The organism is Streptomyces sp. NPDC002044 (genome assembly GCF_040296725.1).
Classification (GTDB): Bacteria; Actinomycetota; Actinomycetes; order Streptomycetales; family Streptomycetaceae; genus Streptomyces; species Streptomyces antarcticus.
Genome location: NZ_JBEOXU010000020.1, coordinates 15,560 through 30,490, shown reverse-complemented (window position 1 = coordinate 30,490; position 14,931 = coordinate 15,560). Strand labels below are relative to the sequence as shown.

The 14,931-nt window shown below is 73.3% G+C and carries 13 protein-coding genes and 1 pseudogene; 7 read left to right on the top strand and 7 right to left on the bottom strand.

Translation table 11 applies throughout. The features are described 5' to 3' along the window. Positions 1 to 197: 197 nt before the first annotated feature. Together ABT106_RS08075 and ABT106_RS08070 are read right to left on the bottom strand one after the other, a co-directional pair. Positions 198 to 566, bottom strand: a complete 369-nt coding sequence (locus ABT106_RS08075) for an ATP-binding protein (protein ID WP_351273981.1) — start codon at positions 564 to 566, stop codon at positions 198 to 200. After that, positions 563 to 778 (bottom strand): hypothetical protein, encoded by a 216-nt coding sequence (locus ABT106_RS08070; RefSeq protein ID WP_351273978.1) that lies wholly within the window; start codon positions 776 to 778, stop codon positions 563 to 565. Before ABT106_RS08070 ends, ABT106_RS08075 begins: the two co-directional genes overlap by 4 nt. Before the next feature lie 116 nt (positions 779 to 894). Here ABT106_RS08070 and ABT106_RS08065 point away from each other — a divergent pair. The 4 genes and pseudogenes from ABT106_RS08065 to ABT106_RS08050 all read left to right on the top strand — a co-directional run bounded on the left by ABT106_RS08065 (position 895) and on the right by ABT106_RS08050 (position 2,800). Further along, a pseudogene (locus ABT106_RS08065) lies at positions 895 to 1,751 on the top strand (helix-turn-helix domain-containing protein). Beyond that, a complete protein-coding gene (locus tag ABT106_RS08060; protein WP_351273975.1) occupies positions 1,732 to 1,947 on the top strand; it encodes a DUF397 domain-containing protein in 216 nt (71 codons plus the stop codon). Before ABT106_RS08065 ends, ABT106_RS08060 begins: the two are co-directional and overlap by 20 nt. A 67-nt stretch (positions 1,948 to 2,014) precedes the next feature. Further along, on the top strand, positions 2,015 to 2,476 hold the full coding sequence (locus ABT106_RS08055; RefSeq protein ID WP_351273972.1) for an SseB family protein: 462 nt from the start codon (positions 2,015 to 2,017) through the stop codon (positions 2,474 to 2,476). A 51-nt stretch (positions 2,477 to 2,527) separates the two neighbouring features. After that, positions 2,528 to 2,800, top strand: a complete 273-nt coding sequence (locus tag ABT106_RS08050) for a hypothetical protein (protein ID WP_351273969.1) — start codon at positions 2,528 to 2,530, stop codon at positions 2,798 to 2,800. Between the two features lie 71 nt (positions 2,801 to 2,871). On the opposite strand, the gene ABT106_RS08045 is transcribed toward ABT106_RS08050, so the two are convergent. Further along, positions 2,872 to 3,339: a hypothetical protein gene (locus ABT106_RS08045; protein ID WP_351273966.1), complete on the bottom strand. Its 468-nt coding sequence runs from the start codon at positions 3,337 to 3,339 to the stop codon at positions 2,872 to 2,874. Positions 3,340 to 3,494: 155 nt separating this feature from the next. Here ABT106_RS08045 and ABT106_RS08040 point away from each other — a divergent pair, with 155 nt between their 5' ends. Beyond that, on the top strand, positions 3,495 to 4,454 hold the full coding sequence (locus ABT106_RS08040; protein WP_351273963.1) for a pirin family protein: 960 nt from the start codon (positions 3,495 to 3,497) through the stop codon (positions 4,452 to 4,454). A 127-nt stretch (positions 4,455 to 4,581) separates the two neighbouring features. Here the strand turns inward: ABT106_RS08040 and ABT106_RS08035 are convergent, their stop codons facing one another. Further along, positions 4,582 to 6,795, bottom strand: coding sequence for an ATP-binding SpoIIE family protein phosphatase (locus ABT106_RS08035; protein WP_351274074.1), 2,214 nt, complete (start codon positions 6,793 to 6,795; stop codon positions 4,582 to 4,584). A gap of 137 nt (positions 6,796 to 6,932) precedes the next feature. On the opposite strand from ABT106_RS08035, the gene aspS reads away from it, so the two are divergent. Beyond that, positions 6,933 to 8,759, top strand: a complete 1,827-nt coding sequence (aspS, locus tag ABT106_RS08030) for an aspartate--tRNA ligase (protein WP_351273960.1) — start codon at positions 6,933 to 6,935, stop codon at positions 8,757 to 8,759. 114 nt (positions 8,760 to 8,873) lie between these two features. Here the strand turns inward: aspS and ABT106_RS08025 are convergent, their stop codons facing one another. After that, entirely contained in the window at positions 8,874 to 10,490 is a 1,617-nt protein-coding gene (locus tag ABT106_RS08025; protein WP_351273957.1) for a VWA domain-containing protein, read from the bottom strand. A gap of 293 nt (positions 10,491 to 10,783) precedes the next feature. Here ABT106_RS08025 and ABT106_RS08020 point away from each other — a divergent pair, with 293 nt between their 5' ends. Continuing rightward, positions 10,784 to 12,871, top strand: coding sequence for a PhoX family protein (locus ABT106_RS08020; RefSeq protein ID WP_351273954.1), 2,088 nt, complete (start codon positions 10,784 to 10,786; stop codon positions 12,869 to 12,871). A 74-nt stretch (positions 12,872 to 12,945) separates the two neighbouring features. Here the strand turns inward: ABT106_RS08020 and ABT106_RS08015 are convergent, their stop codons facing one another. Then, positions 12,946 to 14,202 (bottom strand): ATP-binding protein, encoded by a 1,257-nt coding sequence (locus ABT106_RS08015; RefSeq protein WP_351273951.1) that lies wholly within the window; start codon positions 14,200 to 14,202, stop codon positions 12,946 to 12,948. Then, on the bottom strand, positions 14,190 to 14,894 hold the full coding sequence (locus ABT106_RS08010) for a hypothetical protein (protein WP_351273948.1): 705 nt from the start codon (positions 14,892 to 14,894) through the stop codon (positions 14,190 to 14,192). Before ABT106_RS08010 ends, ABT106_RS08015 begins: the two co-directional genes overlap by 13 nt. Positions 14,895 to 14,931: the final 37 nt, after the last annotated feature.

Below are 14,931 nucleotides of genomic sequence, written 5' to 3'. Positions count from 1 at the left end.
CCGCGCCGCCGCCGGAAGTCCAGGCCCGGGGAGCGGACCGCATACGAATTTCCGGCGACGCGGGCCCATGCCCGGCGCCGCGCGGGACTCTGCCCGTCCGGCCCGGGGACTGCGCCCGCCCGGCCCCGGGTCTCGGCCCGTCCGTCCCGGGGCCTGCGCTCCTGCGTCCCGGGGCGTCGGCCCGTCCGTCCCGGCGGCTACGGGTGGTCCAGCTCGGCCCACACGGTCTTGCCGGGCGGCGCGGGGCGTACGCCCCACCGGGCGGCGACGGCGTCGACCACCGCCAGGCCGCGGCCGCCCTCCTCGCCGTCCTGGGCCAGGCGCGGGACGGGCCACAGCCGGGGGTCGGGGTCGCCGACCTCCAGGCGGGTGCGGCCCTCGGCCGTACGGGTGACGGCGAGGGACACGGGGGTGCCCGCGCCGACGTGCAGGACGACGTTGCCGACCAGCTCGCTCACGCACAGCTGGAGGTCGTCGCAGGGTCCGCCGACGTGCGCCCGCACGGCCCGCCGCAGCCCGGCCAGCTCCTGCGGCAGCGCGAGCGCGGAGGCGTGGAACGGCCTCACCGCCCGGGAGCCCGGTTCGGCACGGAGGCGATCCGGAGCGCGGTGTTCGGGTTGCAGTTGCCGAGGCTGATCAGGGGCGGGGTGGGATGGCTCCCGGCGTACGAGGGGAGGTGCAGGTCGAGGGAGGGCAGGGTGATCCCGTGCGCGGCGAGCGCGCCGCGCAGCTCGGTGAGCGCCGCGATCGATACGCGGTCGCCAGTGGGGTTGCTCATGGGGCTCCGTTCGTGTAGCCGAGTGTGACGAACCCCTCACAGGCTGGCGTCGTGGTGCGTACCGTGGGAAGGGTTTCCGGCTCCACGACGCGAAGTGTGGAAGGCAGGCCCCAGCGATGGCCGCACGCAAGGACATTGACGGTTCGGAGAGCGTTCCGGCCTTCTACGGCAAGGAGCTGCGGTGGCGGCGCGAGGCGGCGGGCCTGACGCTCCAGCAGGCGGTGGAAGGCAGCTTCTACGCGCCGGCTACTTGAGCGAGATCGAGCGGGGGAAGCGGCGCATGCCGGAGGAGCTGGCCCGGCACGTGGACCAGGTGCTGGGTACCGACGGCTTCTTCGGGCGCCGCTGTCAGGAAGTGCGCGAGGCGCGGACCATCGGCCAGGCCAAGTACGCCGAGAGGGTGCTGGAGGCCGAGAAGTTCGCAGAGACCATTGACGAGTGGTGCCCGACCGTCTTCCCGGGCGTGCTGCAAACCGAGCCGTACACGCGGGCTCTCTTCCGAGCGGAACGCCCCCTGGAACCGCAGGCGGAGACCGATGAGAAGGTCAACGCCCGACTGGCCCGAGCCCGACTCTTCGAGGACGAGCGGAGGGCGACGGAATACTGGGTCATCCTGCACGAATCGATGCTTCGGCTGCCGGTCCTGCCGCCTGCGGGGATGGCGGAACAGCTCGACCGTGTCGCGGCCTTGAGCAGGCGCCGGAGGATCGTTCCACAGGTTCTCCCGTGGAACGCCGGAGCGCACCCTTTCACGGCCGCCGGTACCCTCCTGATCCTGACCTTCGGTGACGCACCACCGCTCGTCTATACGGAGTCCCTGCACAGTGGCGTCACACTCGATGATCCGGCCATCGTGAAGCGCTACCGAAGGTCGTACGATCTGCTGAGGGCTGCCGCGTTGCCGCCAGAGGCGTCCCTCGACCTGATCGAGGCGGCCGCGGAGGACTACCGAAATGGCAAGCAGGCACATTGATTTGAGCGCTGCGTGCTGGCGCAAGAGCAGTTACAGCAACACCGATGGCGGCGTGTGCGTCGAGGTGGCCGACGGAGTCGCCGGGTTCGTCCCCGTCCGGGACACCAAGGACCGTCGGCGGCCCGCCGTGATCGTGGCGGCCGCCGCGTGGACCCCCTTCGTGCGGGCCGTCAAGGCCGGCCGGCTCGGCGGCTGAGGGCGGCTTCGGCCGCGGTGGCCGGTACCGGCCGGTACGGCCGTGGGGGCTCGGTAGGGTGGGCCGCATGTACGGCTACGACCAGACTCCGGGCGCCCAGCAGCAGGGCTACGCGCAGCCCCCGCCCCAGCAGGGCTACGCGCAGCAGCCGCCGCTGTACCCCGAGCCCTCGCCGCCGTCGATCGCCGACGCGGTACGGGCCTTCACGACCGGACAGCTCGCCGCCGAGGACTTCCAGCAGATCTTCGCGACCTCGAAGGTCTACTGCCCGCGCGGTGACACCCCCGGTTTCCTGGCGCTGCACAACACGCAGCAGCCGGTCATCCCGATGTTCACCACGCTCAAGGAGCTGCGCCGGTACGCCGGCAAGGAGTCCAAGTACTTCGTGATCACCGGCGCCGAGGTGATCGACCTGCTGCCGACCGGCTACGGCTTCGTCCTCGACATGGAGGGCGACCACCGCATGGTGTTCGACGCGAAGGCCGTGGAGCAGATGGTCGACTTCGCGATGCGCCGCATGTACGGCTAGAGACGGCGTAGCGGCCAGGGACGGCCCGGCGGGGGGCGGACGATGCTGAGGGTGCACTTCACGGCCGAGGACCTGTTCAACGTCACCTTCGCGAGCGAGCCGCTGCCGCTGGTGGAGCTGGCGATGGCCGTGGTCGCCGCGCAGCGCGCGGACGAGTCCGCAGTCTTCGGCCGCTGGCGCGCCCGGGTCGGCCGGGACCTGCCCCGCGGCGAGCACACCCGCACCCTGCGGGCCGCCGGACTGATCACGACGGAGCGGGACGGCAAGGCGGTCCCGCACTCGGCGACGGGCCTGGGCGTGGACCTCCTGCACAGCGGCGGCTGACGCCAGGGGCCGGGGGCCGGGGCCGGGGCCTCCTGGCGGCGTCGCCACGCGGCCACCCGTGGACGGCGCGTTCAGGCCCGGTGGCGGCGCCGCCACCGGGCCGCCGCCACCACGGCGAGGGCCAGGGCCAGGGCGCCGTACGCGCACAGCGGGCCGAGGCCGGGGCGGTGCAGCAGGGAGAGGCGGATGCCCGCGAAGACGGGCAGGGCGATCAACTGGCCGCCGCCCTCGAAGCCGGTGCCGGCGGTAGCCCAGCGCAGCACCAGGTACGCGGCGAAGCAGAAGCCGCCCCACGCGCCGAGGTAGGGCCAGGGTGAGCCGGGGAGCGGCTTGAGCGGGATGCTCACCCCCCAGCGGGTGGCGGCGTACCCGGCGCCCACGGCGACGGCGGTGACGACGCAGGCCCAGCCCAGGGCGCGCAGCGGCGCCGGCGGGCTCCAGCGGGCCGGGCCGGACGGGGCGGACTCGGGTGCGGCCGGGCCGGACGGGTCGGGGTCGGGGGTGGCGGCGGCGCCGGTCGGGGGCGTGTGGATCTCCATGCCGGGACAGACGCTCCGGTGCGCGACGCGGTTGTCATGCACCGTTCGGTGGCCTCGGATCCGGCCGGGAATGAACCACACGGTGGCGCGGTTCAGTCGGGTGTGGCAGAAAGTTCGAGTTTCAACTAAACTCGACGCAGAAGGAGGTCCTGACCATGCCCGCAGTGACTGTTGAGAACCCGTTGACCCTTCCGCGAGTGGCCGAGCCGCAGGCCGCCGTCCCGCGCAAGGTGCTGGCCGTGTCCACGGCCCCGGGTGGGTTCGAGGGTGAGGGATTCCCGGTGCGCCGCGCGTTCGCCGGGATCAACTACCAGCACCTCGACCCGTTCATCATGATGGACCAGATGGGCGAGGTGGAGTACGCGCCGGGCGAGCCGAAGGGCACGCCGTGGCACCCGCACCGCGGCTTCGAGACCGTCACCTACCTGATCGACGGAACCTTCGTCCACCAGGACAGCAACGGCGGCGGCGGCGTCATCAACGGCGGCGACACCCAGTGGATGACCGCAGGGTCCGGCCTCCTGCACATCGAGGCCCCGCCGGAGTCCCTCGTCGTGTCCGGCGGGCTCTTCCACGGTCTCCAGCTGTGGGTGAACCTCCCGGCCTCCGACAAGATGATGCCCCCGCGCTACCAGGACATCGGCGGCGGTCAGGTCCAGCTCCTGTCCACCCCGGACGGCGGCTCCCTGCTCCGCGTGATCGCCGGCGAGCTGGACGGCCACGAGGGCCCCGGCATCACCCACACCCCGATCACGATGATCCACGCGACCATCACGCCGGGGGCGCGGATCACCCTGCCGTGGCGCGAGGACTTCAACGCGCTGGCCTACGTCATGGCCGGGCGCGGATCGGTGGGCGAGGACCGCCGGCCGGTCAAGACCGGGCAGACCGCGGTCTTCGGCGAGGGCGGCTCCCTCACGGTGCGGGCGGACGAGTCCCAGGACTCCAGCACCCCGGACCTGGAGGTCGTCATCCTCGGCGGGCGCCCGATCCGGGAGCCGATGGCGCACTACGGGCCGTTCGTCATGAACAGCAAGCACGAGCTCCAGCAGGCTTTCGACGACTTCCAGGCCGGCCGGCTGGGCACCGTTCCGACCACGGAGCGCACGCGCTAGCCGTTCCCGGCCCCCGCAGTTCCGCAGTTCCGCAGTCCGTACGACGGGCCCGGACGCCCCACCGGCGTACCGGGCCCGTCGGCGTACCGGGGCCGCGGTGCGCGGCGCGGGCGGTGGCGGCCGGGGGTCAGTGCGGCGCGCCGGGGTCCGGCTTGGACCGCTCGTACAGCTCGAACCAGATCGACTTGCCCTCGCCCCGCGGGTCCACGCCCCAGGTGTCGGCGAGCATCTCCATCAGCAGCACCCCGCGGCCGCTGGACGCCATCTCGCCCGGCCGCCGCTTGTGCGGCAGCTCGTCGCTGGCGTCCGCGACCTCGACGCGCAGCCGCCGCTCGCCCAGTTCGCCCACCGCCTCCGCCACGAGCAGCGCGTCGCCGTCGGTGTGCACGAGTACGTTCGTCACCATCTCGGAGACCATCAGCACCGCCGAGTCCACCTGGTCGGCGTCCGCCCAGTCGTGCAGCAGTTCCCGGACCTGCCGCCGGGCGCCCGAGATCCGCTCCGGCTCGGCCTGGGCCACGGTCAGCATGGTGCGGCGCGACGGCCGGGCCGGGTGCCCCACCGGCGTGCCGCAGCCGCAGTACTCGCTCTCGCGGCACAGCAGCACCACGGCTATGTCGTCCTCGCGGCGGTCGGCGAGCGGACCGGTGGTGTGGTGCGAGGACGGGCCGTGCACGGCCTGGACCAGCAGGTCGGCGAGCTTCTCCAGGTGCCCGGCCTCGGGGCCGCCCGGCTCCCCGCCCGCGCTCCCGGGGCCCGCGGACGGCCACGGATCGGACTCCAGGACCGCCCGCAGCCGCGCCCAGCCGGTGTCCAGGTCGTGCCCGCCCGTCTCGATCAGCCCGTCGGTGCAGAGCATCAGCGTCTCGCCCGGCTCCAGGGCGAACCGGGTGGTGGGGTAGTCGGTGTCGGGCACGATCCCGAGCGGCAGCCCGCCCGCCGTGGAACGCATCAGGACGGTGCCGTCGGTCATCCGGACCACGGGATCGGGGTGCCCGGCGCGGGCCACCTCCAGCACGCCGGTCTTCGGGTCGCACTCCACGTACAGGCAGGTGGCGAAGCGGGGGCTGTGGAAGTCGGCGTCGTCGTAGGGCTCCGCGTCGGAGCCGGGCCCCGGGGAGGAGCACAGCCCGGCGAGGAAACGGGAGGCCCGGGAGAGCACCGCGTCGGGCCGGTGACCCTCGGAGGCGTACGCCCGCACCGCGATCCGCAACTGGCCCATCAGGCCGGCAGCCCGGACGTCGTGGCCCTGCACGTCCCCGATGACCAGCGCGAACCGTCCCGAGGGCAGCGGGATCATGTCGTACCAGTCGCCGCCGACCTGGAGCCCGCCGCCGGTGGGGACGTACCGGGCGGCGATGGTCATGCCCGGGATCTCCGGCCCGAGCTGCGGCATCATCGACCGCTGGAGGCCCGTGGTGAGCTCCCGCTCGGATTCGGCCACCCCGGCGCGCTGGAGGGCCTGGGCCAGCATCCGGGCCACGGTCGTCAGGACCGAGCGCTCGTCGGGGGAGAAGGACACCGGGTGCTTGAACGCGGCCATCCAGGCGCCCATGGTCCGCCCGGCCACGATCAGCGGCAGGAAGGCCCAGGAGGTGCGGTCGAAGCGCTGGGCGAGCGGCCAGGTGGCCGGGAAGCGCCGTTTGTAGTCGTCCGGGGTGGGGAGGTAGATCGCCCGGCCCGTCCGGACGGCCTCCGCGGCCGGGTAGTCCGTCTCCAGCCGCATCTCCGTGAAGGGGCCCTCGTCGCCGGGACCGTGCCCGTGGTGCCCGATCACCGACAGCCGGTCGCCGTCCACGCCGAACACGGCCAGCCCGTCCGGACTGAAGCCCGGCATGGACAGCGAGGCCGCGACCCGCAGCACCTCGGACGTGGAGCGGGCCTCGGCGAGCGCGCGTCCCGCGTCCAGCAGGAACGCCTCGCGGGAGCGCCGCCAGTCCCCGGTGATCGGGGTGTGGGCGGCCGTCGTGCCCGGTTGCGGCTCGGCGATCTCCTGGATCGTGCCGATCAGCTCGTAGTCGACGCGGCCCCCTTCGGCCCGGCTCTCCAGCGCCTTGGAACGGCTGCGGACCGTCCGCAGGACCCGGCCGTCCTCGTCCATGATCCGCAGCCGGGCCTCGGCGAGGGTGTTCTCGGCGACGGCCAGGTTCACGATGCCGTTGATCTCGTTCCAGTCCACCGGGTGGAACCGGGACCGCACGGCGACCTCCGGCAGCACGGCCGGCTCGGCGGGCAGCCCGAGGAGCCGGGCGGCCTCGCCGTCGAGCGTGACCGTCCCGGAGGCGTTGTCCCATCTCCACAAGCCGGTCGCGATGGCGGCCAGGACGTCCTCGGTGCGCACCCGGTCATCTTTACAGGTCATCCCCCTGACGTGCCTGTTCGCCCACCCGCTGTGGGCGGGCCCGCGCGCGGTCCCGCCCGGACGGTAACCTTGGGACGGTTGAATCCACCCTGGTATCCCGTAGAACTGGATGACTGATGCATCGGTACAGGTCCCACACGTGCGGCGAGCTCCGTGCCTCCGACGTCGCCTCCGACGTCCGGCTGAGCGGCTGGCTGCACAATCGTCGAGACCTGGGCGGCATCCTCTTCATCGATCTGCGTGACCACTACGGCATCACGCAGCTCGTCGCCCGCCCCGGCACCGCGGCCAACGAGGCGCTCAGCAGCGTCTCCAAGGAGACGGTCGTCCGCATCGACGGCAAGGTCGTCTCGCGCGGCGCGGACAACGTCAACCCCGAGCTGCCCACCGGCGACGTCGAGATCGAGGTCACCGACGTCGAGGTGCTCGGCGCGTCCGCTCCGCTGCCCTTCACGATCAACACCGACGACGGCGTGAACGAGGAGCGGCGCCTGGAGTACCGCTTCCTCGACCTGCGCCGCGAGCGCATGCACCGCAACATCATGCTGCGCTCGGCCGTCATCGCGTCGATCCGCTCGAAGATGGTGGCCCTCGGCTTCAACGAGATGGCGACCCCGATCCTCACCGCGACCTCCCCCGAGGGCGCCCGTGACTTCGTCGTCCCGTCCCGTCTGAACCCGGGCAGGTTCTACGCCCTGCCGCAGGCGCCGCAGCAGTTCAAGCAGCTGCTGATGATCTCCGGCTTCGACCGGTACTTCCAGATCGCGCCCTGCTTCCGCGACGAGGACGCCCGCGCCGACCGCTCGCCGGGCGAGTTCTACCAGCTCGACGTCGAGATGTCCTTCGTCGAGCAGGAGGACGTCTTCCAGCCGATCGAGCGCCTGATGACGGAGATCTTCACGGAGTTCGGCAAGGGCCGCGAGGTCACCTCCCCGTTCCCGCGGATCCCGTTCCGCGAGTCGATGCTGAAGTACGGCAACGACAAGCCCGACCTGCGCGCCAAGCTGGAGCTCGTCGACATCACCGACGTGTTCGCGGGCTCGGAGTTCAAGGCGTTCGCCGGCAAGCACGTGCGCGCGCTGGCCGTCCCGGACACCGCCGGGCAGCCGCGCAAGTTCTTCGACGGCCTCGGCGAGTACGCGATCTCGCTGGGCGCCAAGGGCCTGGCCTGGGTCCGCGTGGGCGAGGACGGCGCGCTGACCGGCCCGATCGCCAAGTTCCTCACCGAGGAGAACGTCAAGGTCCTCACCGACCGGCTGGGCCTCGCGGCCGGCCACGCGGTGTTCTTCGGCGCCGGTGAGTTCGACGAGGTCTCCAAGATCATGTCGGGCGTCCGCGTCGAGGCGGCCAAGCGCGCGGGCCAGTTCGAGGAGAACGTCTTCCGGTTCTGCTGGATCGTCGACTTCCCGATGTACGAGAAGGACGAGGAGACCGGCAAGATCGACTTCTCGCACAACCCCTTCTCCATGCCCCAGGGCGGCATGAAGGACCTGGAGGAGAAGGACCCGCTCGACATCCTGGCCTGGCAGTACGACATCGTCTGCAACGGCATCGAGCTGTCCTCCGGCGCGATCCGCAACCACGAGCCCGAGGTCATGCTGCGGGCCTTCGAGATCGCCGGTTACGAGGCCGAGACCGTCGAGCGCGAGTTCGCCGGCATGCTGCGCGCGTTCCGCCTCGGCGCCCCGCCGCACGGTGGCATCGCCCCGGGCGTGGACCGCATCGTGATGCTGCTGGCCGACGAGCCGAACATCCGCGAGACCATCGCCTTCCCGCTCAACGGCAACGCCCAGGACCTGATGATGGGCGCGCCGACGGTGCTGGAGGAGGCCCGCCTGCGCGAGCTGAACATCGCGCTGCGGGGGCCGGTCGAGACGAAGGCCGCCGCCGAGCGCCCGGTCTCCGACGCCGTCACCCCGGACGCCGGGTCGCCGCGCGGCTGACCCGCGGGGCCGGCCGGGCCGCGTGCGGGGCCGGCCGGGCCGCGTAGGACAGAAAGGCGGCGCCCCCTCCGGGTGGAGGGGGCGCCGCCTTTGCCGTGGGGTCCGCCGGTGGGGCTAGAAGCGGTTCAGGAGGCCCTTGAGGAGGGCGGCCGAGGGGAGTTCGGCGGGGGCCGGGCCGGCGTGGAACAAGCCGGCGTTGCCCGCGTCCAGCTTGCGCACGAAGTCGAACGCCTTGGACTCGTGCTCGCCGAAGGCGACGAACTGCCAGTGGACGCCGGGGACGGTGACGGCGGCCTCGGCGAGGGCCAGCCGGGCCGGCTGGCGGTTGTCGGGTGCGCCGTCGACCTGGAAGAGGACGAGGGCCGGGCCCTCGCCGCCCGCCTTCTGGTAGTGCTCGACGACGGCCTCGACGGCCACGTGGTAGTTGGTGCGGCCCATCCGGCCGAGCGCGGCGTGCCGGGCCTCGACCCAGGAGGCGCGGTGCCCGTCGAGGGTGAGGTCGGCGGTGCCGTCCACCTCCGTGGAGAAGAACACGGTGTGGACCGTGGCCTCGTCGTCCAGGTGGGCGGCGAGCGCGAGGGCGTGGTCGGCGAGGTGCTGGGCGCTGCCGTCCTTGTAGAACGGGCGCATCGAGCCGGACCGGTCGAGGACGAGGTAGACCTTGGCGCGGGCGCCCGCCCGGCCCTTGCCTCGGAGCACCTGCCCGGCGGCCTTGTACGCCCCGGCGACCCCGGGAGCCCGGCGGCGTACGGCGGCCGCCGCGTGGGCGGAACCCGCCAGCTCCGGCACGGCGGCCGCGGCGACCGCGTCCGCCACCGGCGCCGCGTGGGCGGCGAGGGGCGCGGGCTCGGGCGCGGCGACGGGGACGGGGACGGGCTCGGGCGCGGCGACGGGGGCGGGCGCGGCGACGGGCGCGGGGAGGGCGGCGGGCTCGGGCGCGGTTTCCGGCCGGACCGCGACGGGCTCGGCCACCGGCTCGGGGGCGGCGACGGGCTCGGGGGCGGCGACGGCGGCGGGCTCCGGCTCGGCTGCCACGGGGGCGGCGACGGGCTCGGGGGCGGCTACGGGCTCAGGCTCCGGTTCCGCTTCCAGGACCGGCGCCGGTTCGGGGGCGGTGACCGGCTGGACCGCGGCGGGCTGGACCGCGGCGGGCTCGACCGTGACCGGCTGGACCGCGGCGGGCTCGACCGTGACCGGCTCGGCGGCCACATCCACCACCACGGCCCCCGGCTCGGCCTCCGCTTCCGGCGCGGTGGCCTCGTCCCGGGCCTGCGGCGCGGCCTGGGCGGTCTCCCGGGGCTCCGGCGCGGGGGCCTCGGCGACCGGAGTCGCAGGCTCCACCGGGGCCACCACGGGCTCCGGCTCCGCTTCCGGCGCGGGGGCCGCGGCTCCCGCCGGCTCGGCGGCGGCGGGCGCCTCCGGCGTTTCGGCGGGGTCCGCGGGGGAAGCCGCGGGGTTCTGCTGGACCGTGGACGGCGCGGGCCGGCGGGCCTCCGGAACCGTGGGGTCCGGGGTCGTCGCCGTGAGGAGGGTGCCCGGTTCGCGGTCGCGGGGGGCGGATTGCGGGGGAACGGTGGGGTTGTCGAAGGACGCCGCCACCAGTTCGGCCGCCGCGTCCAGGGGGGTGCGTTCCGCCTGGCTCGGGAAGGCCGGGGAAGTGGCGTCCGACGTTTCCGGAACCGGCTCCGTAGACCGTCCGAACACCTTGCGCAACAAGCTCCGAATACCCATGGGCCAGGCCTTTCGCATGAGTGCGTGAGTCATATGTCCGTGCTGCGCGGATGATCCCTGCCCAGAGTGGACACGTAAGGTTATCGGCCGCCCGGCTGGAACTTCGGCAGGGGCGCCTTTCGTGGCGTCCGACTCCCGCGAGGTCCGCGCCCCGGCCCCGAACTCCCTCTCCGCCGTGCCGGGTTCACCGTCCGTTCATCCTGCCGCCGCCGCATCGGCGCACCCCGCGCCTAGCGTCACGGCTGATTGATTCCGACACGTTGTCGGCGCCCACGCAGCCTCGGAGGACACACGTGCGCAAGCTCCTGCCGCTCATCGGCAACCCGCATGGGAGCGGCCGTTCCGCTCTCACCTGCCGCTACCGCTGCGGTGACGCATGCTTCCACGAGGTGCCGAACACCAGCGACAACGAGTACGCCGGCGATGTCATCGCCCGCGCCTACTCCCGCCGCTCGATGCTGCGCTCGGCCGCCGTCGTCACGGTCGCCACCGCCGCCGGCTCGGCCGTCACCCTCGGCGCCGGCGGGGGCCAGAGCGCCAACGCGACGCCCACCGCCGACGCCGCCACGGGTTCCGGCCGGGCCGGCGAGGCCGCCCGCGGCCTGCGCTTCACGTCGGTCGCGCCGAACACCGCCGACAAGGTCACCGTCCCCGAGGGCTACGAGCAGAACGTGGTCATCCGCTGGGGCGAGCCGATCGTCAAGGGAGCGCCGGGCTTCAACGCGGACAAGCAGACCGCGGCGGCGCAGGCGGGCCAGTTCGGCTACAACAACGACTTCCTGAGCCTCCTCCCGCTCGGCGGTGACTACGAGCGTCAGCAGCTGCTCGTGGCCAATCACGAGTACACGGACGAGATCCTCATGTTCAAGGGCTACGACCCGGCCAACCCGACGCGCGAGCAGGTCGAGATCGCCTGGGCCGCGCACGGCCTCTCCGTGGTCGTGGTGCAGGAGGACCACCGCAGCGGCAAGCTGACCGCGGTCTCGCGCCACCAGCTCAACCGCCGTCTGACCGCCACCAGCGAGTTCCGGATGACCGGCCCGGCCGCGGGCGGTGCCCTGCTGAAGACCTCCGCGGACGCCACCGGCACGAAGGTGCTCGGCACCCTCAACAACTGCGCGGGCGGCACCACCCCGTGGGGCACCACGCTCCACGGCGAGGAGAACTTCAACCAGTACTTCGCCAACGCCGGCCAGGTCACCGACCCCGTCCAGGCCGCCCGCCTCAAGCGCTACGGCCTGACCTCCGGTGCCACCGAGCGCAAGTGGGAGCGGTTCGACAAGCGCTTCGACACCGCGCAGGAGCCCAACGAGTCGCACCGCTTCGGCTGGGTCGTCGAGCTCGACCCGTACGACCCGAAGTCCACCCCGCGCAAGCGCACCGCGCTGGGCCGCTTCAAGCACGAGGCCGCGCAGCCCCGCCTGACCGAGGACGGCCGCCCCGTCATCTACATGGGCGACGACGAGCGCTTCGACTACTTCTACAAGTTCGTCTCCAGCAAGCAGATGAAGAAGGGCAACAGCCGCGCGGCGAAGGAGCACAACCTCACGCTCCTCGACGAGGGCACCCTGTACGTCGCCAAGCTGTCCGGGGACTCCCCGGTCGAGCAGTTCGACGGCTCGGGCAAGCTGCCCGCCGACGGCGAGTTCGACGGCTCCGGTGTGTGGATCAAGCTGGCCACCGGCAACGTCTCGCACGTCGAGGGCATGACCGCCGAGGAGGTGTACGTCTTCACGCGCCTGGCCGCCGACAAGGTGGGCGCCACCAAGATGGACCGCCCCGAGGACGTCGAGCCCTCCCCGCGCACCGGCCGCGTCTACATCGCGCTGACCAACAACACCGACCGCGGCAAGCCCGGCAAGGAAGGCGCGACGGAGCCCAACCCGCGCAACGCGAACAAGCACGGCCAGATCCTGGAGCTCGCCGAGAACTTCGACGACCCGGCGGGCGACGGATTCGCCTGGCGGCTGTTCCTCGTGGCCGGCGACCCGAACGACCCGGCCACCTACTTCGCTGGCTTCCCGAAGGACAAGGTCAGTCCGATCTCCTGCCCGGACAACGTCGCGTTCGACCCGCACGGCAACCTGTGGATCTCCACCGACGGCAACCAGCTCGGCACCCACGACGGCCTGTTCGGCGTCGCGACCGCCGGTGACCGCCGCGGCGAGCTGAAGCAGTTCCTCACCGTCCCGCGCGGCGCCGAGACCTGCGGCCCGATCATCCAGGACAAGCGCGTCCTGGTCGCCGTCCAGCACCCGGGTGAGATCGACGGCGCGTCGGTCGAGAAGCCCCAGTCGGTGTGGCCCGACGGCCCCGGCAAGATCGTCCGTCCGGCGGTCGTCTCCGTGTGGCGCAAGGACGGCCGCAACATCGGTGTCTGACCGGGCGGGTTGACCGGACCGGACCTACCCGGCCCGTGGGCCGTGTTTCACGTGAAACACGGCCCACGGGCCGTTCAACTGCCGTCCGCCGGCAGCCCGACGGGAAGCGTGAGGGTGGTCAGCGCGCCCCCGTCGGGGGCGTTGGCGAAGTCCACCGAGACGTCCAGCACCGCCGCCTGGCCGGCGGCGATCGTCAGGCCCAGCCCGTGGCCGCGGCCGCGTCCGGGGTCCCCGGTGCGGAACCGCTGCGGGCCCTGCCCGATGAGCTCGGGCGGGTACCCGGCGCCGTGGTCGCGGACCACCACCACCGGCCCGTCCACCGTCACCTCCACCGGCGGCTGCCCGTGCTTGTACGCGTTGACCAGCAGATTGGTCAGGATCCGGTCGAGGCGCCGCCGGTCGGTGAGGACGACGGTGTCGCGCACGACCCGCACCGAGACCGCCAGCCGGGTCCCGGCGACGGCCCGCTCCACCGCCCGGCCGAGCTCCATCCGGCCGAGGTCGGCCCGTTCGACGCCCGAGTCCAGCCGGGAGATCTCCAGCAGGTCCTCGGTGAGCAGGTGCAGCGCCTTGAGCCGGTCGACGATCATCTCCTTGGGGCGGCCGTCGGGCAGCAGCGCCGCCGCGGCCAGTGAGCCCGTGAGGGGGGTGCGCAGTTCGTGCGCCACGTCGGCGGTGAAGCGCTTCTCCGCCTCCAGCCGCTCCTGGAGCGATCCGGCCATCGAGTCCAGCGCCTGCGCGACGTCCCGTACCTCGTCCTGGGAACCGGGCGAGCGCGGGCCGTCGTCGCCCTGGAGGCCCACGCGGGCGTCCAGGTCACCGGCGCTGATCCGGCGGGCCACGGCGGCGGTCGTCGCGAGCCGGCGGCTGATCCGGTTGGCGAGGAACAGGCCGGCCAGCGCCACCACCCCGGCGGCGAGCGCCGAGGACGCGAGGATGGCGGTGTCGATGTCGCGCAGCCGCTCGCGGGTCTCCTCGTACGGGACCCAGACGGCGAGGGCCTTGTCGTCGGCGGGCGCGGCGGCCCACATGACGGGGCGGCCGGCGCGCTCCCCGACCATGCTCCCGGTCTGCCCGCGCGCGATCACGTCGCGCAGCGGCCGCGGCAGCGAGGGCGGGTCCAGGGCGACGTTCACGTCCCCGTGGGCGGTGCCGTACTGGTAGTGGCCGATGGCGTGCTCCAGGTCCCGGTCCGCGTCCTTGCGGACCTCGCCGACGATCTGCCGGGCGACGACGTTGTGCACCAGGACCCCCAGCGCGGCGGCGACCATGCAGCACACCATGGTGGTGGTCAGCGCGATCTTCCAGCGCAGGCTGCTCAGCGCGCGCATCGGGCCCCGTCGGTCCGCAGCGGGGTCTCGGAGAGGGCGGGGCACTCGTCGAGGGTGAGCTGGGACAGGTTCATGATCCCGGCGTCGGGGTCCCACACGTAGTCGGAGACCGAGACGTAGTCCGGGTTCGAGGTGGGCTCGCGGACCGCCAGGTGCTCGGCGGCCACCTCGACACCCTCCAGCACCGCGGTCCGGGACAGGACGCGGGCGACGGAGCCGTCGTACCGGACGGTGTAGACGCGCAGTTCGCTCACCCGGCCGTCGATGTCCACGGCGGTGATCAGCTCCTCGCGGCCGTCGCCCGTCAGGTCGTGCAGGACACCGGGGCGCACCGGGCAGTCGGCGTCGGCGGCGCCGGTGCACAGCGCGAGCCGCTGGGCGGCGCGCGGGTCGGGGAGGCGGCCCGTACCGCCGTCCTGGGCGGTGGCGGAGGTGATGTCGGCGCGTACGACGGCCAGCGGGTCCACGCCGCGCATGGTCAGGGCGGGCACCTTGGGCAGCCCGGGGACGACGGCGGCCGCGCCCGTGGTCCCGCCCGGGCCGGGCGGGGCGGGGCGGATGTCCTTCCAGAGGGTCAGCGGGGCGCGGACCGTCCCGAGGTCGCCGTCGTTCCGCAGACCGTCCACGTCGGCGCACCCGGACGCGGCCGCCAGGGCGGCGGCGAGGGCGATCACGGCCGGGGCGCGCTGCATGTACCGATGCTCTCCCGGTGCGCGCCCCCGGGCCCGC